The organism is Vibrio hepatarius, assembly GCF_018860525.1.
Taxonomy (GTDB): Bacteria; Pseudomonadota; Gammaproteobacteria; order Enterobacterales; family Vibrionaceae; genus Vibrio; species Vibrio hepatarius_B.
Window position 1 is genome coordinate 16,727 of record NZ_JAHKPM010000025.1, and the last position, 24,119, is coordinate 40,845.

Here is a 24,119-nt window from a genome sequence, read left to right on the forward strand (position 1 = left end):
TCTTACTCATCGGATACTTTGTAGTTGATCCCAACTGGCGTCAACTTTCTCTTAAGTTTCCAGTGAGGCTTAATTAGCTTAAGTGGATAACTTCTTTTGCGTGCCACAATAAAATAAAGACTGCCTACTGGGTTAGCCCAATCTCCTAAGCTATTTTCTAGCCAAGTCCACACAGTGCGGTAGTTTTCCATTGGAAATAAAGCATACCGATCGCAATCGATGACTTGATAATTCAGAATATTAAGCCAATCTCGAATTCTACTAGGAGTAAACATGCGCCCACTCCAGGGTAAATTATTTTTTCGCCAAGGCATCAAACTAGATAACCCTGTAAGGCTTATTGGGTTAAAACCCGTAATGATGACGTAACCATCATCAATCATTACTCGATCAACTTCTCGGAGCATTCTATGCGGGTCATTGCAGTAATCAAGTTGATGCGCTAATACAACTACATCAAAGCTTTTTTCTAGAAATGGTAAGTTGAAGCTATCTGCAATCACATTATGCAAGGGGTTTTGAATATCGAGGTGAACTTGATGTTGAATATTACAATTAAAGCTGGTTAACTCGCAGCTGAGTCCACCCAGCTTAAGCATATGATAACCAAATAGCTTTGGGCACCATTCATCAATACGAGTTTGTATTGATTCACTGACCCACTGGCCATTCTTAAGCTGAGACCATGAATGAGGCTTTTCAAGCTTCTTAAAACTTCGTGCTGGCTTCATACTTAACCTGCTTTACTCTTGGTAATCGGAGAAACAACCATGTTAGATATCAAAAGCATACCCGCATTCAATGATAATTACATCTGGCTGATTAAAAATAGCGATCAGCGTTGTGCTGTTGTTGACCCTGGGGATGCAGGTCCGGTAATAAAATACCTAGAGGAAAATAATCTAGCTTTAGATGCCATTCTAATTACCCATCATCACAATGACCATATTGGTGGTGTACCAGAACTTGTAAGACGCTTCCCAAATATTGACGTAGTTGGCCCAATTAATGAACCTGTACCAACCTTAACTCATCCAGTCGAAGTCGGTGAACAAATCGAACTATTTGGTGAAATTTTCTTGGTGCTAGGTTTAGAAGGCCATACTAAAGGGCATATTGGTTATGTAGGAGACGGTAAACTTTTTTGTGGAGATGTGATGTTCTCAGCTGGATGCGGTAGAGTATTTGAAGGCACGATGACTCAAATGCATAGCTCGTTAGACAAACTGATGGCATTACCAGAAGAAACCGAGGTCTACTGCGCTCATGAGTATACAGCTAGCAATATCGCCTTTGCTTTAGCGGTTGAACCGGACAACCAAGCACTCCTTAAGTATCGTGATGAAGTCAATCGTCTTAGAGCACAAAATAAGCCCACTCTACCAACCACGATTGGCAAAGAAAAACAAATCAATCCATTTGTTAGAACAGATCAACCCAGAATCATTCGCTCGGTGGCTAATCGAACACCTCATTCAAATAGTTCACTGGCGATTTTTACTGCATTACGTGAGTGGAAGAACGAATTTTGACGTGTTGTAACTTGTCAGCACCGTATTTAGACAAGTATTATCAGCAGCCAAAAAGAAAAAGGGTTGTGAAATGCGAGTAAAACACAGCTGGATATTAGCTCTGCTACTGACTGGATGTCAGCTTACCCAGCAATCAGAAAACAAAGAATTACCTTCTCAAAACACCGAAAATCTGTCTGAGCTAAATTCAAGCCACACCACAAAAAATACGAGTAGCGAATTTAGTGTATCGCCTCAATCTCAAGAGGATCTATGGCAACGCATTGCCATGCAGCTCAACTTCGCTATACCAGACGACAAAATGGTCAACTACTATCGCACTTGGTATTTAAAACATCCTGGACACTTAAAAACGGTCTCTGAACGAGCACAACCTTTTTTATTCCTCATCACCCAAAAAATCGAGCAACGAGATCTGCCACTAGAACTCGCACTGCTACCGATAGTAGAAAGCTCATTTGACGCTTTTGCTTATTCTCATGGAAGCGCAGCGGGTCTGTGGCAGTTTGTACCAGACACAGGGAAATATTACGGGCTCAAGCAAAATTACTGGTATGATGGACGCCGAGATGTTGCCGCTTCAACAGACGCAGCTTTAGATTACCTCACCGCACTCAATGCTCGTTTTGATGGTAACTGGTCCCATGCTATTGCAGCTTACAATAGTGGTGGTGGGAGAGTCTCTAGTGCGATTAGAAAAAACCAAAGGCTAGGTAAACCTATCGATTTTTTTTCGCTTGACCTACCGGAAGAAACTAGTGGGTATGTTCCAAAATTATTGGCCCTAGCCGATATAATGGCCAATCAAGACAAGTATGATATTGATATCCCACCAATCGCTAACAAACCTGCAGTTGAACTTTTTGATCCTCAGGAACAGCTTGATTTAGCAATTGCCGCTCGTTATGCCGGTATCAGCGTCAAACAAGTACAAAGTTTAAACCCTGCTTATAATCAATGGGCTACCGCCCCAACTGGTCCACATCAATTACTCCTGCCAGTAGACACTATCGAAAAATTCAAGAGAAACATCGCCGAAAATCGTGGAAAAGGGATGAGATTGGTGCGATATAAGGTAAAATCAGGAGATAGTCTTAGCGAGATTGCCAATCAATACAATACCACAACTAATGTCATTAAAAATGCTAACGCCTTGACCAATGATTCTATCAGAATCGGGCAATTTTTAATGGTTCCGACATCAACCAAAGACGATAATGTCTACACACTAAGTGCAAGTAACAGGTTAGCGAGAACCCAAGAAAAATCACGAGGTCAGTATAAGGTCACTCATACTGTTCGCTCTGGAGATAGTCTATGGAGTATCGCCAAGGCAAATAAAATCTCTTATCAGTCTCTTGCTAAGTGGAACAGTATCGGCCCCAAAGATACCTTGCGTGTGGGCCAGAACTTGGTGATCTGGAAGAATACTTCTGACGGAGCCGTGATTCGAACCGTCTTTTACAGCGTTAAGAATGGCGACACTATCAGTGCCATCGCGAATAAGTTTCGGGTCAAGTCGAATGATATTGTCAAATGGAACCAATTAAGTAAACAGAAGTATTTACAACCCGGTCAAAAGCTAAAATTATACGTAGATGTCACCAAAGTCAGTGTTTAGGCTTTTGACTCACGGTGAAGGTTGAATCGTTTCAGGATTTATTAACTCAAAAAATACTTCGATAGGGTTATGATCAGAAGCATCCGATGGCGATGCTTCTGCTCTAAGCAACTTTAATCCCCGATAGAATACATGATCAAGTGCATACCCAGTAACAAACTGACTTCGATTATCTGGAGAATAATCGACTTCCTTGAGGTCTAACTTATTAAGAGCTTTCTCAACGACAGCAATCCGAGTCTCACTCCAACTATTAAAGTCACCAGCGACAATAATGGGGCCACGATGCAACTCAATTAAATCTGTCAGTGTATCAAGTTGCCTCTGATACTCGCGAGTACCGTAGGTAAAATTCACTGCATGGATATTAATAACGGCTAATAGTTCACCATTAGAAAGACGATAATTAGTATAAAGTGCTGACTTGGGTAGGCGAAGCCAAGGCTCTAACTCGGTAAAAGCACATGCTTTTTGAGGTATAGCTTTCGACAAGCTGAGCACTCCAACACTGGTATTAAAAATCTCAAATGCGTCAACTTGATAAGCATTCCACTGTTGAGATTTCAACCAATCTTTTAGATCCGAGGTAAGACTAGATTCTTGAAGCAATACTAATTGTTTATTCTGGGTATAAGATTGCAAACTTTGCTGCCAATTATCTTTATTTTGCTTGTAAATGTTCCACACTAACAAACTTAATTGGCCTTTATCGTCAAGTATACTGCCCGATGATATTTCAACACAATATGGAGAAAATGCTTCACTTGACGGTGATATTAGAGCAATTTGTGGCTGACTGGGCAGAAAAAAGACCGTATTGAATCCTATAATCCCACCCAAGACTACGGCCAATAGACCAAGTAGAAGCCACTTGCTTTTCATTCAATTCTCCACCAGTAGATCAATCAAGGCTAAATAGCCTCTTCATCCTCTTCACCGGTCCGTATGCGCACTACACGTTCAACGTCAGTAATGAAAATTTTACCGTCACCAATTTTACCCGTTTGAGCCGTATCGATTATGGTATCAACACATTGATCGGCAACATCATCAGCCACCACGATCTCAAGTTTTACTTTAGGCAAGAAATCAACCATGTATTCAGCACCACGATATAATTCTGTATGACCTTTCTGACGACCAAAACCCTTTACTTCTGAGACAGTCATACCTGTTATACCAACTTCTGCGAGAGCCTCTCGCACATCATCTAACTTAAACGGTTTAATAATGGCTTCTATTTTTTTCATGTTCATCCCTTAATCTTCAAAAGCTGGTGCCATTATCCCATGCTCAACAAACAATAAAAAGCCCAAGCAACTCAAGTCTACACACCTTATTATATGTTTGCTTACCTTAAATACAGGTGTAAACAAATAAAAAAGGGAAAGACTATTATTGCTCGGGCCAATAGTACCTTTAGATCAACCTACTTTAAACTTGAGTAATACGCCGCTAGGTTTTCAATATCAGCATCACTTAACATAGCAGCCTGAGCCTGCATTACTACCGCTAAACCGCCATTACGCTGCTTCGCTTTATAGGCTTTAACTGATGAGATAATATACTGCTCATTCTGTCCTTTAAGGTTTGGATAGCCTGGGATGACAGCAATACCATCAGCGCCATGACAAGCAGCACAGACTGCCGACTTAGTTTTACCCGCGGCTATATCACCAGCTGCGATGGCTGTTCCAGCGATTAGACTCGCCCCAATAACGATTCCAGTTACCATTTTATTCATTGCGCTTCCTTATTATATTCACTATTTTCATGTGATTTTATGTAAATAATAGTTACACATCTGGTACGGATTTATCCCAAACAAGTTCACAATCTTGGCCAACAAAATCAGAATCAATAAAGACTCCAGCAACAGCTACCACTTGATCACCACACATAAGAATCGGCACCCTACGCCTCATCCAACTCGGTATACCATATTCTTGAAATAGTTTTTTTAGTTTTCGACTATGGCCACGATCTGAAGGTGTCGCGCTTAAACCTTGTGGCTGAAAAATAACGCTGAGAGGAGCACCAGCGAGCGCTACTTTAGATAAAGCTCCAGTATCACTATGTTGTAACTTCAATTCCCCTAAATTTTCGGGTAAGGCTACTACAACATCAAATTGAATATCATGCTGCCAATATGATAAGTCTTGCCATTGTTTAACTAAATATAGTCGACCATCAAAACGACGAACCTGCCCATCAGGTAAAGATATCATCGGATTGGCATCATTTCGACTTAGTGCAACCTCAAGCCAAATTTTAATTAGCACATCACGATTTGGCATCTTGGCTTGCTGGGTACCAAACCACATTCTTAAAATTCGGCTTCGCATTAATGGGGACATATTCAACAATACAGCAATTTCTATACTTCCATCTTGATACAAAGCGCGATTTAAATGCTCAGATAAAAGCTCATCCAGTAGTGCTTCTTGTTCAGCACAAAGCTCAGTGCTGCGCTGCACAGATTGAGCAAAATGAGGCCAACGTTCATTGAGAGTCGGGAGGACTTTGTGACGGAGGAAATTGCGATCAAAACGAGTATCTTGATTACTTTCATCTTCCACCCAATGTAAATTATGCTTGTATGCATAATCCTCTATATCCACTCTCCTTACATCTAACATAGGACGAACTAGCTTAGCTTTACCATAGGGAGTGTATTTGGCCATCGAGGATAGTCCCTTAGGGCCACTACCGCGCTTTAACGCCAGAAGAAAAGTTTCTACTTGATCATCTCGATGCTGACCAGTTAACAGTAGATCTCCACAGTTCAAGTGTGCCTCTAGCGCTTGATATCGAGCTTCTCGTGCACTCTCTTCTACACTTTTACCTTTTTTCTCTAGTCTGACTTGCTCTAAGTAAAAAGAGATCCCTTCTTCAAGGCACCATTGACGACACTGATCAGCCCATTGGTCGGCATTACTACTCAAACCATGATGGACGTGCACCGCCAGACAAGGCCGGTGAAATTCATTTTGATACTTAGTCGCTAATGCAAGTAACACTCTAGAGTCAACCCCGCCACTCAAAGCAATGACCAGACGACTGTTTGGCTGTACGTATTGTTGAATCACCGACAAAAAATTCTGATATAAGTCCATAAAAACAGTTTTATTGCAAAAAGTCATGACCACTAACAAAGCCCGCAGACCTGTTACCGAAAGTGTCAGCTCAACAAGTCACTATACACTAGTCTAACATCCCCAATAAAAAAGGCCGAACCCAGTTCAGCCTTTTATTTCGAGCATTACTGGTTAGCAATAACCGTAATTCATTAGACGTTGGTAACGACGCTCAAGTAACGTATTATTATCAAATTGCTGTAACTCGTTCAATTGTCTCAGCAGAGTCGCCTTCATGTTTTCAGCCATTTTGACATGGTCACGATGCGCTCCACCCAATGGCTCTTCAATGATTTCATCAATAAGTTCGAGTTCTTTCAAGCGTGGAGCAATAAGGCCCATTGCTTCAGCAGCTTGAGGAGCTTTATCTGAATCTCTCCATAAGATTGACGCACAACCTTCAGGTGAAATAACAGAATAAGTAGAGTACTGCAGCATATTTACGTAGTCACCTACACCAATAGCAAGTGCACCACCTGAACCACCTTCACCCACGACATTACAAATTACTGGAACTTTAAGCCCTGACATCACTTTCAAGTTTTTCGCAATAGCTTCAGACTGACCACGTTCTTCTGCCCCTACTCCAGGGTATGCACCAGCAGTATCAATAAAGGTGATGATAGGCATATTGAATCGTTCCGCCGTTTCCATAAGGCGAAGCGCTTTACGATACCCTTCTGGCTTTGGCATTCCAAAATTACGCTTCACTTTCTCTTTAGTTTCACGACCTTTTTGGTGACCAATAATCATGACTGGACGACCATCTATACGCGCCATACCACCAACGATAGCTTTATCATCCGCATAAGCACGATCACCAGCCAACTCTTCAAACTCAGTAAATACATGCTCAATATAATTCAGCGTGTACGGACGTAAAGGGTGGCGAGCTAACTGAGCCGTTTCCCATGCACCAAGATCACTGAAAGTTTTCTTTTTAAGTTCTAAGCTTTTCTTTTCTAACTGCTCAATCTCTTTTTCCAGATCAACACCAGAATCTCCACCATGGCGAGAAACACTTCTAAGTGCTTCAATCTTGGCTTCTAATTCAGCAATAGGCTTTTCAAATTCTAAAAAGTTCAGGCTCATCTATAGATCCTTTCTTATTCGGCATGGTTTGCCGAACTTAGTTAAATTCGAGCTCTACTTGGTTTTTACCAAGCAGCTGTTTCAAATTGTCTATTAATTCATCACTTGGCGTCACACGCCATTCCGTACCTAACGTCAAGCAAGCTCTTGCATCGCTGCGCTGGTAATATATGTCGACAGGAACACTTCCCGCCTTATAAGGCTCTAATATGTTACTAAAGCGCTCAAAAAATTGCTCGTCGATCTGAGACTCTTCCATAATTATCGACAATCCTCGTGCGTATTTTTCACGCGCCGCACCAAGATCCATGATCTCACGTGCCATCATTTTAAGGCCACCATTGAAATCATCAAAGCTGACCTGTCCTGACACAACCAAAATTCTGTCTTGCTCAAGCAGTTCAGCGTAACGCTCAAGCGCATCAGAAAATAGCATAACTTCCATACGACCACTTCGATCATCGAGAGTCATAAGACCAATTCGACTACCACGTTTTGTCGTCATGACTCTGGCTGCTATGACTAAACCAGCAATCGTGACACTTTGATCTCGCCTGGTAGGCGTCGCGTCTTTCAATCGACAACTGGTATATTTACCTAATTCCTTTATGTAAGCGTTAATAGGATGTCCAGTTAGATAGAGGCCTAGTGTATCACGTTCTCCCTCTAGCCAAATTTTTTCTGGCCAAGCTGGCACCTTAGTATATTTGTGCTCAACTTCTTCAGGGGCCTGGGTAAGCACACCAAATAAATCACTCTGTCCAAATGCTTCTGCTTGATGATGTTGACTTGCTGCTTTTACAGCATCATCTAAAGACGCCATCATGGCCGCACGGTGAGGTCCCAACCTATCAAGTGCACCAGAATAAATTAACTTCTCGATAACACGTTTATTGACTTTTTTAAGGTCAATTCTTGCACAGAAATCAAATAAGTCTTTAAAGTAACCGCCGTTATTGCGCGCTTCAAGAATGACTTCAATGGGCCCTTCCCCAACTCCTTTAATCGCACCAATACCGTAGACAATTGCGCCACCTTCATCCACATTAAATCGGTACAATCCCGAATTAATGTCTGGCGGCAACACTTTAAGCTTCATGCGTAAGCATTCATCGACCAAACCAACCACTTTCTCGGTATTATCCATATCAGCTGTCATCACAGCAGCCATAAATTCTGCTGGATAGTGCTTTTTCAACCACAGTGTTTGATAGGAAACCAAAGCATAAGCTGCTGAGTGAGACTTATTGAATCCATAACCTGCAAATTTCTCCACTAAATCGAAGATTTTCATCGCAAGTTCGCCATCTACACCATTTTTAATAGCACCATCTTCAAACACAGCACGTTGCTTAGCCATTTCTTCAGGCTTTTTCTTACCCATAGCACGGCGCAACATATCAGCTCCGCCTAAAGTATACCCGGCCAATATCTGAGCAATCTGCATGACTTGTTCTTGGTATAAGATAATGCCATACGTAGGTTCAAGTGTTTCTTTAAGTGATTCATGCTGCCAGGTTTCATCTGGGTAAGAAATAGCTTCTCGGCCATGTTTTCTATCAATGAAGTTGTCTACCATTCCCGATTGAAGTGGGCCGGGTCGAAATAGAGCTACCAAAGCAATAATGTCTTCAAAACAGTCTGGCTTAAGGCGTTTAATAAGCTCTTTCATCCCACGGGATTCAAGCTGGAATACCGCCGTTGTTTCAGCATTTTGTAGTAACTTAAAAGACGCAGCATCATCAAGAGGAATCGACTCGATTCGAATTGGGGTCTCGCCTTGCTTTTCAAGCCTGGGGTTAATTAATCCTAGTGCCCAATCAATAATGGTAAGTGTACGTAAACCAAGGAAGTCAAATTTTACTAAACCTGCAGTTTCTACATCATTTTTATCAAACTGGGTAACTGGAAAGTGACCTTCCGCATCAGCATGTATAGGGGCAAAATCTGTAATGGTAGTGGGGGAGATAACCACTCCTCCCGCATGCTTACCTGCATTACGTGTACAACCTTCCAGAATACGGCACATGTCAATCAGTTCTTTTACCTCCTCATCAGCTTCATAAAGATCGGCCAATGCAGGCTCAGCTTTAAACGCTTTTTCCAGTGTCATGCCTGGATCTGGAGGCACCATTTTTGAAATTCGATCAACAAAACCAAATGGGTGTCCGAGTACGCGCCCGACGTCGCGAATAACCGCTTTTGCAGCCATAGTACCGAATGTAATAATCTGAGAGACTGCATCCCTCCCATACATTTCAGCAACATGCTCAATAACTTGATCGCGTTTATCCATACAAAAATCGACATCAAAGTCAGGCATAGAAATACGTTCTGGGTTTAGAAAACGCTCAAATAATAAATCATATGCCAAAGGGTCAAGATCGGTAATCTTAAGCGCGTAAGCAACTAAAGAACCAGCACCAGAACCTCGACCTGGTCCAACAGGAATATCATTGTCTTTAGACCATTGAATAAACTCCATAACGATCAGGAAGTAACCTGGAAAGCCCATATTATTTATGACTTCAAGTTCTATTTTTAGCCGCTCATCATATTCAGACCGACGTCTTACTCGCACCTTCTCATCAGGAAAAAGAAACTCTAAGCGATCTTCTAAACCTTCTTGCGATTTCTTAACCAGAAACTCCGTTTCTTCCATGCCATCTGTTGGGAAAGCCGGTAAGAAATACTCCCCTAAACGCACAGTGACATTACAACGCTTGGCAATTTCAACACTATTTACAAGTGCTTCAGGAATGTCGGCAAAAAGCTCGCACATTTCTTCTTCACTGCGCAAATATTGCTGAGCACTATATTTCTTAGGCCGTCGCGGATCATCTAATGTATAACCATCATGTATCGCAACACGAATTTCATGAGCTTCAAAGGTCGATTCATCTAAAATCACGACATCATTAGTTGCGACTACCGGAAGTTGCTCAAGCTCCGCAAAATCAAGAGCAAAATGTAGATATGTCTCTTCATCAGCTCTGCCCGTGCGTGTCAGCTCAAGAAAAAAACGTTCAGGAAAATGCTGGCGATAAAAATCGGCGCAATGCTGAGCAGCCCTTCTATTTCCTTTTAATAAAGCTCTTCCAATCTCACCATTGACTCCACCTGATAAAATGATCAGTCCTGAAGAGAATTCTACCAACCAGTCTTTATCAATCACAACCTGGTGCTGCACATGTCCCCGTAAATAGGCTTTGGATATAAGAAGCGTTAGGTTTTTATACCCTTGATTATCAGACGCCAATATAGTTAACCGAGTTAACTCTTCCCCAAACTCCACCGACTGCATGACAAAGTCAGCACCAATTATCGGTTTAACTCCACACCCATGAGCGGTTGTATAAAACTTTACCAATCCACATAAATTGGTAAAGTCTGTCAGCGCAACAGCTGGCATTCCCATTTTCGCAACTTCTTTAACCAGAGGAGAAACCTTAGAAAGGCCATCAATCATGGAAAAGTCACTATGGACTCTGAGGTGAATAAATTTAGGATCTGACATTAATATTCCAAATATTATGCTGAGACTGTGGGTACGCAAGGTTATTTTACGTGATATAGCGTTTTAGATATACCCTAGCCAACTGGGTATTGATATGATCTAAACTAAACCCAAGGCTTTCTTTACTGGCTTAAAACTTCTCCGATGCTGTTCGATGACACCATATTTATCAATAGCCTCAAAATGCGCCTTAGTCGGGTACCCCTTGTGTTTTGCAAAACCAAACTCAGGGTGAAGCTTATCGAGTTCTTCCATTTCCTGATCACGAATTACCTTTGCAATAATAGATGCAGCACTAATTTCAGCAACACGCATATCACCTTTAACCACAGCTTGAGCATCCATAGTCAACGGTGGTATGCGATTTCCATCAATCAGAGCTAAATCTGGTATAACATTCAAACTTTCTATCGCTCTTTGCATCGCAATCATAGTCGCGTTGAGGATATTATGCTCATCTATTTCTTCATGGGAGCAGCGCCCAACACCCCAAGCCAAAGATTTATCCAAAATTTCAGAAAAAAGTGCCAAGCGTTTTTTTTCTGTCAATTTTTTCGAATCATTTAAGCCCTCGATTGGTTGATTTGGGTCAAGGATAACGGCTGCTGTAACCACATCACCAACTAAAGGCCCTCGACCTACTTCGTCAACACCAGCAATGACTTGATAGCCAGCAGGGTATTCAAACTGGGGTAGATTTTTATTTTTCTCAGCCACTATGACAACCTACCTACTAGTTTTAATACCGCATCAGCCGCCTGAGTATCTGCACCTTTACGAATCCAATTATGCATTTGAGCAAATTTTTCAATCATTTTCTCACCCCGAGCAGTGAATAATTTCTCCACTTCTACTTCAAGGGCTTCTGGAGTACAAGCTTCTTGAAGTAACTCTGTCACTAACGCTTCATCTGCAAGAATATTAGGCAAAGAAACATATTTAGTTTTAACCATACACCTAGCAAGAAAGGCGGTAAAACCATTAACACGGTACCCAACAACCATAGGGCGTTTAAGCAACATACATTCAAGTGCGACAGTACCAGATGCTAGCATTACCGCATCTGATGCCGTAATCACATTACGAGCAGTGTCGTTGACTAGTCTAAAATCCAGCTCAGGAGCAAGAGTCTGCCAAGCCTGCTCAAATTGCTCTCGACGCTTTTCATTGACTAAAGCGACAACAAAGCCCAACTCAGGATTTTTTTTATTCAGACGTTTACACGCCTCAATAAAAGGTCCAGCAAGCATCTTAAGTTCATTTCCCCTGCTTCCTGGTAACACGGCAAGCCACTTTTTATCTTGTTCAAGCTTCAGGACATCACGAGCTGGTGCCTTTGGTGATTCAAGCGGGATAGAATCAGCTAAAGTATGTCCGATAAATTCACATGGAACTTGGTATTTATCGTAAAAGTCTTTTTCAAATGGCAAAAATGCCAACACTAAATTAGTGGCTGCTTCAATTTTAAAAATGCGTTTCTGACGCCAAGCCCAAACTGAGGGACTAACGTAATGAACCGTTTTGATACCCGCATTTTTTAAATCAAACTCCAGTCGTAGATTAAAATCGGGAGCATCAATACCGACAAATACATCAGGTGGATTTTTAGTAAAATAACGCACCAATTCAGCTTTTACCTTAAACAAACGTGGTAATCGTCCAAGTACTTCAACTAAGCCCATCACCGCAAGCTCTTCCATGTCAAATAAGGATTCACAACCTTGTGACATCATTTTAGGGCCACCAATGCCAACAAATTCAGCATTTGGGTAGCTTTTCTTAATCGCCTTTATCAAGCCTTCACCCAATGTATCTCCTGAAAGTTCTCCGGCAACAATGCCAATACGCAGTGGTTTTTCCATTACTGAATTACCTTTCTTAATGCCATAAACGTAAAAAAGATCGCAACAAGCCTGTGCGATCTTTTTCTAAACACGCTGAGCTTACTTAACGAATAACACCACGTTCAGAGGTATCCACAAAATCAATAAAGTGCTGTATTGAAGGCCAATCTTTCGCTATTTCGACTAAAGCTTGCTTAGCTTCAACTTGAGTTTTCCCAGAACGATAAAACTCTTTATAAGCATTACGCAGCGCTCGTAATTCAGCTTTTTCAAACCCATGTCTTTGCAAACCAATAAGGTTCAAACCAAATGGCGTAGCATGATTGCCCTGAGCTAAAACATAGGGTGGAACATCTTTAACAACAGCTGAGCATCCGCCTATATAACTGTATGCGCCGACTTTACAAAAGGGGTGTATTGCTGAAAGTGCCATAACGCCAGCGTAATCTTCAAGCGTAACATGCCCACCTAAAATGGCATTATTGCCAATGTGAGTATGATTACCTACAACAACGTCATGGGCAATATGAGCATTAACACATAGAAGGTTATCATCACCGATAACGGTTGATGCTTTGTCTTGAACGGTACCGCGATGAATTTGAACCGCCTCACGGATGACGTTACGATCACCGATAACCACTGTGGTCGCTTCCCCGCCATATTTTTTATCTTGGTTTTCTTCACCAATCACAGCATGAGGAAAAACTCGATTTTCCTTACCAAGCTTGGTGTGGCCTTTTATGACCACATGAGACATTATTTCTGTTCCCTCACCAACTTCAATCTTGCCTGATATATAGGTGAATGGTCCAACAGTAACATTGGCAGCAAGGGTAACGTCTCCCTCAATGACTGCGGATGGGTGAACCTTAGCAGTTTCATGAATCATATTAAAATTCTCGACGTGCGCACTTTAACTCTGCTGAACAAACCACATCACCATCAACTGTTGCTTTTCCATGAAAAGCAGCAATACCACGGCGCTCTTTAATAAACTCTACTTCAATTACAAGTTGATCACCTGGCGTGACAGGCTTGCGAAATTTTGCTCCATCAACACTAGCAAAATAATACAGTTCATTTTCAGAAGGAGCACCAAAAGATTTAAACGCCAATAGACCTGTAGCCTGAGCCATTGCTTCCAAAATTAACACACCAGGAAATACCGGAAGTTGTGGAAAATGACCCGTAAACTGAGGCTCATTTACTGAAACATTTTTAATCGCCTTCAGATATTTTTCTTCTTGAAAGTCAACCACACGGTCAATTAGTAAAAAAGGATAACGATGAGGTAACAATTCTTGGATTTCAGTGATGTTCATCGTTTTGTTTTCAGTAGTCAAAGTCATGTTCCTATATTGAATGCTAAATTAGCTGGCAGGCATTGTACCCAAGTCACATTTAAATACTAAGTATGCGCATTAGCGCAGATATAATCTCAATACAATCAGTCGGAAAAAAGACTCGCAAATGCGAGCCTTTAATTGAAATGAGTTAAGTGTCGTCTTCCAATTGTTTCTCAACTGCTTTAAGGCGCTTATTCATATCATCAATACGATGTACACGCGCAGCAGTTTTACGCCACTCTTTATTAGGCTGTAGAGGAATGCCTGAAGAATACATACCTTTTTCATCGATACTACGCATAACCATACCCATGCCGGTAATCGTCACACCATCTACAATTTCAATATGACCGTTAATAACGCAAGCTCCACCAATAATACAATATTTTCCAATGGTAGTACTACCAGCCACAACTGTACCACCAGCCATAGCTGTGCCATATCCGATGTGTACGTTGTGCGCTATTTGTATCATATTATCAATGATGACATTATCTTCAATAACTGTATCTTCAAGCGCACCACGGTCTATAGTGGTACAAGATCCAATTTCGACTCGATTACCAATAATAACCGTGCCTAGCTGTGGGATCTTGAGCCATTCACCTTTTTCATTTGCATAGCCAAAACCGTCAGAGCCTATGACAACATTTGCTTGAATAAGGCAATCAGAGCCTAAAACAACATTATGATAGATGCTTACATTTGACCACAACTTGGTATTTGCACCTATTTGTGCATTTTTGCCAATATAGCAGCCAGCTCCAATCACGGCATTTTCGGCTAATCGTACTCCACTTTCTATAACCGCATTAGCTCCAATAGATACGCCTGCTGCTATAACTGCATCATCCGATATAACAGCTGATGCATCAATACCGCTAGCTGGTGCAGGCGTTATATCTAAAGCTTGTGCTACCTTAGCAAAAGCAACATATGGATCCTTTACGACAAGAACATTACCCGAGCACAACTCTCGTTGCGCCTCCTTTACCATAATCACTGTCGCTTGGCAGTCAGGTAGATATTTTGCATATTTAGGATTCGACAAAAAGGTAACATGTCCTTCTTGTGCTTTATCCATTGGGGATACCATAGTAACAAGCGCTTGCTCATTACCATATAACTGCCCCCCAGTAATCGTTGCCAATTTGGCTAAAGTAAGTGTTGCCATAGTAAATCACTTAAGTGCGTTAATAACTTTATCAGAAATATTATACTCAGGTTTACCGTATTGCATAGTTTGGATATCAACAACGATATCATAACCTTCTTTTTCAGCTACTTTCTTCACTGCATCTTGAATAACTTTAAATAATTTCTGTTTTTCTTCTGCTTCACGGCGAGCTGATGCTTTTTCTAAAGCTTGCCCCTTAATCTTGTATTTGCTATCTAATTGAGCAATATCAACTCGAAGCTTTTCTACTTCTTCCGGACCAAGTAACTCACCATCTCGTTTCAGCTTTTCAATTTTTGTTTTTGCTTCAGCTTGGATCGACTTAAGCTCATCAGCTTTGTCTTTGAACTCTTTCTGCATTTTCTGGAGTACAACCTCACGCTGTGGAAGAGCCTGAAAAACTTGAGCTGTATTTATATAGCCAATTTTTTGCGTATTGCCTGCCGCATTAGCAAAAAAAGAAGACGTCATTAATACTAGGCTAAGGCCAGCCGCTTTAATCATTTTATTCACTTTTTATTCCTCTGTATTTAGAAGGTTCTTCCGATGGTGAAAGTGAAGAATTCTTCATCATCACCTTCATAAATTTCAATGGGTTTAGCTACGGAAAATACCAGTGGCCCCATTGGAGACATCCACTGTAAGGCGACGCCATAAGCAGCTCGGTAGTTAGTAGGATCTGAATAATCATTATACATTGGGTCACTAACCCCTTCTCGATAATTAAATTCGGTATCCCAAACGCTCGCAGCATCGACAAATAGACTGGTTCGAATCTGACTGCGAGCTTCATCAGACGCAAATGGCGTCGGCACGATTAATTCCATACTCGCGGTAGCAATAGCATTACCACCTACAGAGTCATCTGTTACATCTATACAACCGTTATTTCCGCATGAACCAACCGTTTCAGTGTAAACAGCTTTAGGGCCTGCTGAGCGTGAACTAAAGCCTCTCAAAGACGTAAATCCACCTGCGTAATAGTTTTCATAAAATGGAAATAGATTATCATTTCCATCAGTTTGCCCATAACCGTTACCGTACCCAAGTTTACCACGCATTAATAAAGTAAACTCGTGTTTCTTAGTCAGTGGGATGTACTGACGAACTTCGTAATCAAGTTTAAAATATTGCGCATCAGAACCAGGCACTGTCATTTTTCCAGAGGCGCGCTGATAGTTACCAGCAGTGGGGAAAAAACCACGGTTAAGGTCGTTGCGAGTCCAAGATATGTTGAGATCAAAATCGTTGGTAAGAATATCACCTTCAGGCTGGCCGATGCTTTGAGCAAATAGCTGAGCTTGATCGTAAGTTGGAACATTACCAATCTTATTATGAGTGTATCCTATACCAAAGGCGATATTGTTCAATTCATTGACAGGAAAGCCCCAGGTCAAACTTGTACCATAACTCTCATTGGTATAATCGATGATACCAGCGTCTGAAGCTTCAAAGGTGTTATAAAATATCTTACCACCTAGGCTTACACCGTCTAAATTCCAAAAAGGATCACGATAATCAAGGCTGATATTTTGCTGGTAATCATTCATCATTGCATTAATACCAACTCGATTACCTGAGCCTAAGAAGTTATCTTGCTGCAATCCCACTTGGAAGCTAACACCAGATTCTGTTCCGTAACCAATACCAAAATTGACACTGCCTGAGTTGGCCTCTTTGACATTGTAAACAAGATCAACTTGATCATCACTGCCAGGAACTCTCACCGTTTGCACGTCTACAGTTTCAAAATAACCCAAACGATTAAGGCGCTTCTTACCCGTCTCAATAGATTTTGAGTTCAGCCAACTGCCTTCCATTTGGCGCATTTCTCGGCGCAAAACTTCATCTTTAGTCGAGTTATTACCTACAAAACGTACATCGCGGACATAAATTCGCTTACCCGCTTCAACATTAACAACCAAAGAAACCTGCTGAGTTTCATCATTAAACTCTGGGATAGTACGAACTTGCGGATAAGCATAACCAGCCTCACCAAGGACGCGCTTGACCCCTTCCTCTAAGCTCGTCACCTTTGAGCCATTATAAACATCACCAGTTGCAAAAGGCACCAAAGCCTCAAATTCAGCTTCTTTACCGATCAATTCACCGCGAAATTTCACATCTTTAACCGTGTAAGGTAACCCTTCATTAACGGCTAAGGTGATATATACGCCTTTTTTATCAGGAGAAATAGCAACTTGTGTTGAATCAAGCTTGAATTTAAGATAACCACGATCCAAGTAATATGACTTTAAAGCTTCTAAGTCACCAGCCAGTACCTGCTTTTGATATTTGTCATCTGATAGAAAGTTCCACCAAGAAACATCAACATTGAGGTTAAAGCGACTCAATAACTCTTCGTCATTGAATGCCTTATTACCAAGAAAGTTAATTTGTTGGATTTTTGCCGACACACCTTCCGAAAAGACAAACTTCAGATCAGATCGATTACGAGGTAAAGGAGTAACAACCGCTTTTACTGTCGCATTATATTTTCCAACACTGTAATAAAAATCTTCTAAGCCCTTTTCAATATTTGATAATGTCGTCCGATCAAGAGCTTCACCAACTCTAACTCCTGAAGCGTCAAGGTTCTCTTGTAATTGCTCTTCCTTTATCGCTTTATTACCAGAAAATGAAATGCTAGAAATCGTTGGACGTTCTTTGACCTGGACAAGTAACTGATTGCCTTCTCGCAATACTTTTATATCTTCAAAGTTACCTGATGCATACAGTGCCTTGATGATTTCAGACACATCTTGACTATCAATCGTATCTCCAACTCGCACTGGCATTTTTAATAACGCCGCGCCAAGTGCAACACGCTGTAATCCATCAATCTGGATATCTTCCACAACAAAGTCTTCGGCTCCGTTCGCAGCGACGCTCGATGCCAATAGCGTTGCAAACAGAATTTTATTCATCGCCATATTGGTTTTAGTTATTCCTTACTACAACCTTTGCCCACTTCTTATAGACGAGCAAAGTCATTAAATATTGCCACTGCCATGAGAGAGAAAATAATAGCTCCGCCAATACGGTAGCCCATATCTTGAACACGTTCTGGTACTGGACGCCTAGTGACAGCTTCAACTGCAAAAAACATTAAGTGCCCACCATCTAACATAGGTAGGGGGACAAGATTAATGATGCCTAAATTAACACTAATTAATGCTAAGAACCCGAGAAAATACACCAAACCATAATCAGCTGTTGTACCTGCACCTTTCGCGATTGAAATTGGACCGCTCAAGTTATTTAAGCCTACATCGCCAATAATTAGCTTTTTCAGCATACTGACAGTTAAACCAATTACTTGTCCCGTTTTTTGAACTGCTTTTCCGACTGACTCAAATACACCAAACTTCAGATCGAATCGATAGTTTTCTGGCCATTCTGCGACCTGAGGAGCAATTCCAGCAAAACCAATAACTCGCTGATTAGACAACTCTCGGCTATCAGGAACCAAAGTCAAATTGATGACATCACCGTTACGCTCGACGGTTAAATCAATCATCTGCTCTGGTCGACTTTGCACTAAGTCAACAACCTGATCCCAATCGTTTATGGCTCTACCATTTGCCGATAATAATGTATCACCAGCCATCAATCCCGCAGCTTCACCAGCGCCACCTTCTGTCACTGAAGCCAGAATGGTTGAAATATCAGGAGTAAAAGGCTTAAAACCCAACGATGACATAGCTGACTCGACTTCTGGGTCGAAACTCCAAGTAGTCAAATCTAACGACTTAGTCTCCTCAGTGCCAAACTCGTTCGCAGGAGCTACTGTCAGTGTCATCTGTTTATCACCAATATGAGAAATCAATCCCATATTTACTGATTCCCAATCCGGTGTTTGGACGCCAGAGACCAACTTAAGTTCCATATTCGGCTCAAGACCAGCTTGCGCAGCTATCGAATGAGGTACGACTTGCCCAATTACAGGTTTTACAGCAGGAATACCAATTAAAAAAACTAGCCAGTACGCAAACAAAGCAAAAAGAAAGTTAAATACAGGACCTGCAGCAACTATCGATGTTCTCTTCCATAGAGGTTGAGCATCAAATGTTTGATTTTTTTGCTCCAAGGAAACTTCATCGACCCGGCTATCCAGCATTTTAACATAACCGCCCAATGGGATGATGGATAAACTGTACTCAGTCCCGTCTTTACCTGTCTTACTCCAAATTGATTTACCAAAGCCAATAGAAAATTTTTCTACCTTGACACCGCAGCGTCTAGCAACCCAGAAATGGCCATACTCATGCACCGCTACTAAGATACCTAAAGCAATAATAAATGATGCGAAATTCCATAAAATATCTGTCATTATGCAAACTCTTCAATAATTTCGATAGCCAATGCTCGCGCCATTTTATCCAGCTCTAAGATACTTTCCAAGCTATTACAACCTGACTGGCTATTCTTGCCACAAATATGGCTAACCACGCGCTCATTGACGATAGCTATATCAGTAAATTTAATCTGGCGTGATAGAAAATATTCTACCGCCACTTCATTGGCTGCATTAAGAGCGGTTGTAGCATGTTGCCCTGCATAACAGGATTCTATAGCTAACTTCAAACAGGGATACCTTTTATAATCGGGCTCAAGAAACGTAAGCTGCCCAATTTTAGTGAAATCGAGTGGTTCCACCCCTGCTGAAATTCGTTCTGGATAAGAAAGTGCATAAGAAATAGGTGTCGCCATGTCTGGATTGCCCATTTGAGCTAACAAGGAACCATCTTTATACTGAACCATAGAGTGAATAACAGACTGCGGGTGAATTAATACCTTAAGCTGATCTCGATGAGAATTAAACAACCACTTAGCTTCAATGTATTCTAAGCCTTTATTCATCATACTCGCTGAATCCACCGAGATCTTGGGCCCCATAGACCAATTAGGGTGAGCAATCGCCTGCTCTGGGGTAACTTGTGACAGCATTTTATTATCGGTGTAACGAAAAGGACCTCCAGAACCGGTCAATATGATGTGCTGGATCCCTTGCTTCGTTAGATCACAATAACCAAGGCTGGTTTGGATAGATTCAGGTAAACATTGAAAAATTGCGTTGTGCTCACTATCAACGGGCATAATTTCTGCGCCATATTGTTTAACCGCATCGATGAAGATTTGACCAGACATCACCAACGCTTCTTTGTTGGCCAGTAACACTCGCTTACCCGCCTTAACCGCATCCATTGTTGGTATGAGACCAGCGGCCCCAACAATAGCTGACATAACCGTATCCACTTCATCAAAAGAAGCGACATGGCTAATTGCTTCATGCCCAGCTAAAACTTCAGTCGGCAACTTCAACTGCTGGAGTTGCGTTTTAAGCATTTTAGCTGCATCGTCGCAGGCCATAACAGCATATTTGGGTCGCCATTTTTGGCATAATTGACGCATTTTGTTTACGTTAGTGCCTGCAGCCAGTGCAACAATTGAATACTGAGACAGGTTATGTTCAATCACTTTAAAAGTGCTGTCGCCAATTGAGCCCGTTGCACCTAAGATTGTCAGCTTGCGCATAAGAAAAACCTGTAAAATCGACAAGGTAGGCCGAAGCCTACCTCTGTAATTAGAAAATGAAATAGAGAAGTGTAAACACCGGGAAAGCGGCCGTTAGGCTGTCAACACGATCTAAGATGCCGCCATGTCCAGGAAGAATATTACCACTATCTTTGATACCAGAAACACGTTTAAACATGCTTTCAACGAGATCACCTAGTACAGAGATGACAACGGTAACTAGCGTAATGATTACCATGGAAAAAGAGTTACTGAACTCAATATCAAACCAAACAGCTGTACCCCAACCAACAAGGATGGCAGTAACAATTCCACCGATTAATCCTTCAACTGTTTTATTGGGGCTAACATGAGGAGCCATTTTACGCTTACCAAAGCTCTTGCCACAAAAATAAGCACCGCTGTCAGCAGCCCAAACAATAAAGCATACAAACAGCACAAGCTTGGCCCCGTGATAACTATCCTCGTAAATACCTTCAGCCCTGAGTAACAAAATACTCCAGAAAAAAGGTAAAAGGGTGAGAACGCCAAATAGGTGTCTCAACCAATTGGAATGTTGCCAAAGTTTTGCTGAACGAGGAAAAGAAAGCACTAAACAGCTAGATATAATCCACCAAAAACTTCCAAGCGAGAGCACCACAACATGGGCATCCGTGATTAAATTTAGGCTTCTTGCATCAAACGGAATAACAGCCAAGGTCAAGGCACTAATAGCGACACTTGGTATCAATGCAAACAACCTCGTTTTAGATTCGACAAATTGGGTCCATTCCCAGTAACCTAAAAATGTCACCATAGCTACTGCTAGCATAAATAATGCTAACGGCAGCTTGAAAATACCAAGAATAACAGCAGGAGCAAGAATGAGCGCTGTAATAATTCGTTGTTTCAAACTTAAACCCTTAATCGCTTTCGATCAGTTCTTTAACCTGTTCACCGGTGTAGCCAAAACGTCTCTCCCGATTAACAAACCATGTAACAGCTTCAATTAAACTATTTTCATCAAACTCGGGCCAATAGATAGGGGTAAAATACATTTCAGCGTAAGCCATCTGCCAAAGCATAAAGTTACTAATACGGCATTCACCACTCGTTCGTATTAATAAATCAACCTCAGGTAAATCGGCCATAGTTAAGCATGAAGTAATCAGTTCTTCATTAACATCATCGGCATCGACTTCTCCAATTAACACTTTAGATGCAATGGTTTTGGTTGCTTCGACAATATCCCACCGGCCTCCATAGTTGGCTGCAATATTAATCACCATGCCACTATTGCCTTCAGTCAAAGACTCTGCCTGAGCTATTTTATTTTGTAACCGCTGGCTAAAGCGACTTTTATCACCAATGACCCGTAAACGTAAATTGTTCTTATGCAATCTTTTAACTTCTGTAGATAAAACGGTAATGAACAACTCCATTAACACGCCCACTTCCTCTTCAGGTCGACGCCAGTTTTCACTGCTAAAAGCAAATAAAGTGATAGCTTTAATGCCTAACTTAGCCGATGTAGAAATAGTTTTTCTCACCGCAGAAACGCCATTTCTATGACCAAATACGCGAGGTTTTCCTTGCTCTTTTGCCCAGCGACCATTGCCATCCATAATGATGGCAATATGTCTAGGGAGTAATTCTGATGAAAGTTGAATATTTTGCATACAAGGATTTATGGTTATCAGCAGGAGCTAAAGAGTAGCACAAAAAAACGCTGTACTGCGAGCACAGCGTTCTCTATATTGAGCGTATGAATGGAATTAAACTTCCATCAGCTCTTTTTCTTTTGAGGCAAGGACTTCATCTATTTTTTTCACTGCTGCGTCAGTAATTTTTTGAATTTCATCTTGTGCCTTATGATCTTCATCTTCCGAGATCTCTTTATCTTTAAGCAATGATTTAAGCTCACCATTAGCATCTCGACGAATATTGCGAATAGCGACACGACCACCCTCTGCTTCGCCTCGTACAATCTTAACCAAATCTTTACGGCGTTCTTCTGTTAGTGGTGGAAGTGGTACACGAATAATAGTCCCTGCCGACATTGGGTTGAGCCCAAGATCTGACATCATAATAGCTTTTTCTACTTTAGGAGCTAGCTCTCTGTCAAATACTGTGATTGCTAGAGTTCGCGCATCTTCGGCAACAACGTTAGCAACTTGATTCAATGGCGTTGGCGCACCATAGTAGTCAACAGAAATGCCAGAAAGTAAACTAGGATGAGCACGGCCTGTACGTACTTTCAAAAGATTACTTTTCAGCGCTTCTACACTTTTTTCCATGCGCTCTTGAGCGTCTTGTTTAATTTTATTAATCACAATATCACCTTAATGTGTCATTCTTTTTTAGAAGAAAGCCTAATTAGGATTCTTCAAAAGGTAATACCCTAATATGAAACTCTCACACTAGGGTTGAATAAGTTATTCAGCCGTACTAATTAGGGTACCTTCAGCTTCACCCATGACCACTCTACGAAGTGCGCCAGGCTTGTTCATATTGAATACGCGAATAGGCATTTTATGATCACGCGCTAACGTAAATGCTGCTAAATCCATCACTTTTAGTTCTTGATCAAGAACTTGTGAATATTCAAGCTTATCATACAACTCTGCATCTGGATTAGCTACTGGATCGGCGGTAAATACACCATCTACTTTTGTCGCTTTTAAAACCACATCTGCTTCAATTTCAATGCCACGTAAACAGGCTGCAGAATCAGTAGTGAAAAATGGATTCCCCGTACCTGCCGAGAAAATTACCACTCTTCCCTGGCGCAGTTCACGAATAGCATCTGCCCAGTTGTAGTCATCACATACACCTTTTAGAGGAATAGCAGACATAACACGCGCATTTACATAAGCACGATGCAAAGCATCACGCATCGCAAGACCATTCATTACTGTGGCCAACATACCCATGTGATCACCAACAACTCGATTCATGCCGGCTTCTGCAAGCCCAGCACCTCGGAAAAGGTTACCTCCTCCGATTACCACACCAACTTGTACACCCAGCTCCACCAGTTCTTTCACTTCTTGAGCCATGCGATCAAGAACCGCAGGGTCAATACCAAAACCTTCTTCACCTTGAAGAGCTTCACCACTCAATTTTAACAAAATACGTTGATATGCAGGTTTAGGGTTCGTAGTCATGCAGTTTACCTTCAAAAAGAGAGTTATTAATTAACAGTCATGGATAACCAAATAAGATAAAGCGCAAACCACATATCAGCTTCAAGCTTACTTAACTATTCATCACGGCTAACTGAACAAATGCTATTCGTAAAAAGACCGTAGCCTAAGCTACGGTCTAAACTTT

General features: G+C 41.4%; 22 protein-coding genes. 2 read left to right on the forward strand and 20 right to left on the reverse strand.

The genetic code is table 11. From position 1 onward, the window contains the following. Nucleotides 1-2 precede the first annotated feature (2 nt). The gene (locus KO511_RS07270) at nt 3-731 is read right to left on the reverse strand and encodes a class I SAM-dependent methyltransferase (RefSeq protein ID WP_215986795.1); all 729 of its coding nucleotides are present in this window, start codon (nt 729-731) and stop codon (nt 3-5) included. A 39-nt stretch (nt 732-770) separates the two neighbouring features. On the opposite strand from KO511_RS07270, the gene gloB reads away from it, so the two are divergent. Further along, a complete protein-coding gene (gene gloB / locus KO511_RS07275) occupies nt 771-1,532 on the forward strand; it encodes a hydroxyacylglutathione hydrolase (protein ID WP_215986796.1) in 762 nt (253 codons plus the stop codon). Between the two features lie 70 nt (nt 1,533-1,602). Next, nucleotides 1,603-3,153, forward strand: a complete 1,551-nt coding sequence (locus KO511_RS07280) for a lytic transglycosylase (protein WP_215986797.1) — start codon at nt 1,603-1,605, stop codon at nt 3,151-3,153. A gap of 9 nt (nt 3,154-3,162) precedes the next feature. On the opposite strand, the gene KO511_RS07285 is transcribed toward KO511_RS07280, so the two are convergent. The 19 genes from KO511_RS07285 to pyrH all read right to left on the reverse strand — a co-directional run bounded on the left by KO511_RS07285 (nt 3,163) and on the right by pyrH (nt 23,953). Continuing rightward, nucleotides 3,163-4,035 (reverse strand): endonuclease/exonuclease/phosphatase family protein, encoded by an 873-nt coding sequence (locus tag KO511_RS07285; RefSeq protein WP_215986798.1) that lies wholly within the window; start codon nt 4,033-4,035, stop codon nt 3,163-3,165. 29 nt (nt 4,036-4,064) lie between these two features. Then, nucleotides 4,065-4,403, reverse strand: coding sequence for a nitrogen regulatory protein P-II (glnB, locus tag KO511_RS07290; RefSeq protein ID WP_215986799.1), 339 nt, complete (start codon nt 4,401-4,403; stop codon nt 4,065-4,067). 179 nt (nt 4,404-4,582) lie between these two features. Then, on the reverse strand, nt 4,583-4,888 hold the full coding sequence (locus KO511_RS07295) for a c-type cytochrome (protein WP_436840213.1): 306 nt from the start codon (nt 4,886-4,888) through the stop codon (nt 4,583-4,585). A 61-nt stretch (nt 4,889-4,949) separates the two neighbouring features. Then, complete coding sequence (gene tilS, locus KO511_RS07300; RefSeq protein WP_215986801.1) at nt 4,950-6,269, reverse strand: tRNA lysidine(34) synthetase TilS; 1,320 nt, start codon at nt 6,267-6,269, stop codon at nt 4,950-4,952. Nucleotides 6,270-6,422: 153 nt separating this feature from the next. Continuing rightward, nucleotides 6,423-7,382 carry an acetyl-CoA carboxylase carboxyl transferase subunit alpha gene (gene accA / locus KO511_RS07305; RefSeq protein WP_215986802.1) on the reverse strand — a complete coding sequence of 320 codons (960 nt, stop codon included), beginning with the start codon at nt 7,380-7,382 and terminating at the stop codon, nt 6,423-6,425. 37 nt (nt 7,383-7,419) lie between these two features. Continuing rightward, nucleotides 7,420-10,899 (reverse strand): DNA polymerase III subunit alpha, encoded by a 3,480-nt coding sequence (gene dnaE, locus KO511_RS07310; protein ID WP_215986803.1) that lies wholly within the window; start codon nt 10,897-10,899, stop codon nt 7,420-7,422. Between the two features lie 99 nt (nt 10,900-10,998). Further along, nucleotides 10,999-11,616, reverse strand: coding sequence for a ribonuclease HII (rnhB, locus tag KO511_RS07315; protein WP_436840212.1), 618 nt, complete (start codon nt 11,614-11,616; stop codon nt 10,999-11,001). After that, nucleotides 11,616-12,761, reverse strand: coding sequence for a lipid-A-disaccharide synthase (gene lpxB, locus KO511_RS07320; protein WP_215986804.1), 1,146 nt, complete (start codon nt 12,759-12,761; stop codon nt 11,616-11,618). The genes rnhB and lpxB overlap by 1 nt, the downstream gene beginning before the upstream one ends. An 85-nt stretch (nt 12,762-12,846) precedes the next feature. Then, entirely contained in the window at nt 12,847-13,635 is a 789-nt protein-coding gene (lpxA, locus tag KO511_RS07325; protein WP_215986805.1) for an acyl-ACP--UDP-N-acetylglucosamine O-acyltransferase, read from the reverse strand. Nucleotide 13,636: 1 nt separating this feature from the next. Further along, on the reverse strand, nt 13,637-14,089 hold the full coding sequence (gene fabZ, locus KO511_RS07330; RefSeq protein WP_215986806.1) for a 3-hydroxyacyl-ACP dehydratase FabZ: 453 nt from the start codon (nt 14,087-14,089) through the stop codon (nt 13,637-13,639). A gap of 151 nt (nt 14,090-14,240) precedes the next feature. Continuing rightward, the gene (gene lpxD, locus KO511_RS07335; protein ID WP_215986807.1) at nt 14,241-15,266 is read right to left on the reverse strand and encodes a UDP-3-O-(3-hydroxymyristoyl)glucosamine N-acyltransferase; all 1,026 of its coding nucleotides are present in this window, start codon (nt 15,264-15,266) and stop codon (nt 14,241-14,243) included. Between the two features lie 6 nt (nt 15,267-15,272). Further along, a complete protein-coding gene (locus tag KO511_RS07340; RefSeq protein ID WP_215986869.1) occupies nt 15,273-15,773 on the reverse strand; it encodes an OmpH family outer membrane protein in 501 nt (166 codons plus the stop codon). Nucleotides 15,774-15,799: 26 nt separating this feature from the next. Then, entirely contained in the window at nt 15,800-18,202 is a 2,403-nt protein-coding gene (gene bamA / locus KO511_RS07345) for an outer membrane protein assembly factor BamA (protein ID WP_215986808.1), read from the reverse strand. 41 nt (nt 18,203-18,243) lie between these two features. Beyond that, nucleotides 18,244-19,602, reverse strand: coding sequence for a sigma E protease regulator RseP (gene rseP, locus KO511_RS07350; RefSeq protein WP_215986809.1), 1,359 nt, complete (start codon nt 19,600-19,602; stop codon nt 18,244-18,246). Next, nucleotides 19,602-20,807 carry a 1-deoxy-D-xylulose-5-phosphate reductoisomerase gene (ispC, locus tag KO511_RS07355; protein ID WP_215986810.1) on the reverse strand — a complete coding sequence of 402 codons (1,206 nt, stop codon included), beginning with the start codon at nt 20,805-20,807 and terminating at the stop codon, nt 19,602-19,604. The genes rseP and ispC overlap by 1 nt, the downstream gene beginning before the upstream one ends. Before the next feature lie 49 nt (nt 20,808-20,856). Next, nucleotides 20,857-21,699 carry a phosphatidate cytidylyltransferase gene (locus KO511_RS07360; protein ID WP_215986811.1) on the reverse strand — a complete coding sequence of 281 codons (843 nt, stop codon included), beginning with the start codon at nt 21,697-21,699 and terminating at the stop codon, nt 20,857-20,859. A gap of 10 nt (nt 21,700-21,709) precedes the next feature. Further along, nucleotides 21,710-22,465, reverse strand: a complete 756-nt coding sequence (locus tag KO511_RS07365; protein ID WP_215986812.1) for an isoprenyl transferase — start codon at nt 22,463-22,465, stop codon at nt 21,710-21,712. Between the two features lie 96 nt (nt 22,466-22,561). After that, on the reverse strand, nt 22,562-23,119 hold the full coding sequence (gene frr / locus KO511_RS07370) for a ribosome recycling factor (protein WP_215986813.1): 558 nt from the start codon (nt 23,117-23,119) through the stop codon (nt 22,562-22,564). A 102-nt stretch (nt 23,120-23,221) separates the two neighbouring features. After that, on the reverse strand, nt 23,222-23,953 hold the full coding sequence (gene pyrH, locus KO511_RS07375; protein ID WP_125320525.1) for a UMP kinase: 732 nt from the start codon (nt 23,951-23,953) through the stop codon (nt 23,222-23,224). Nucleotides 23,954-24,119: the final 166 nt, after the last annotated feature.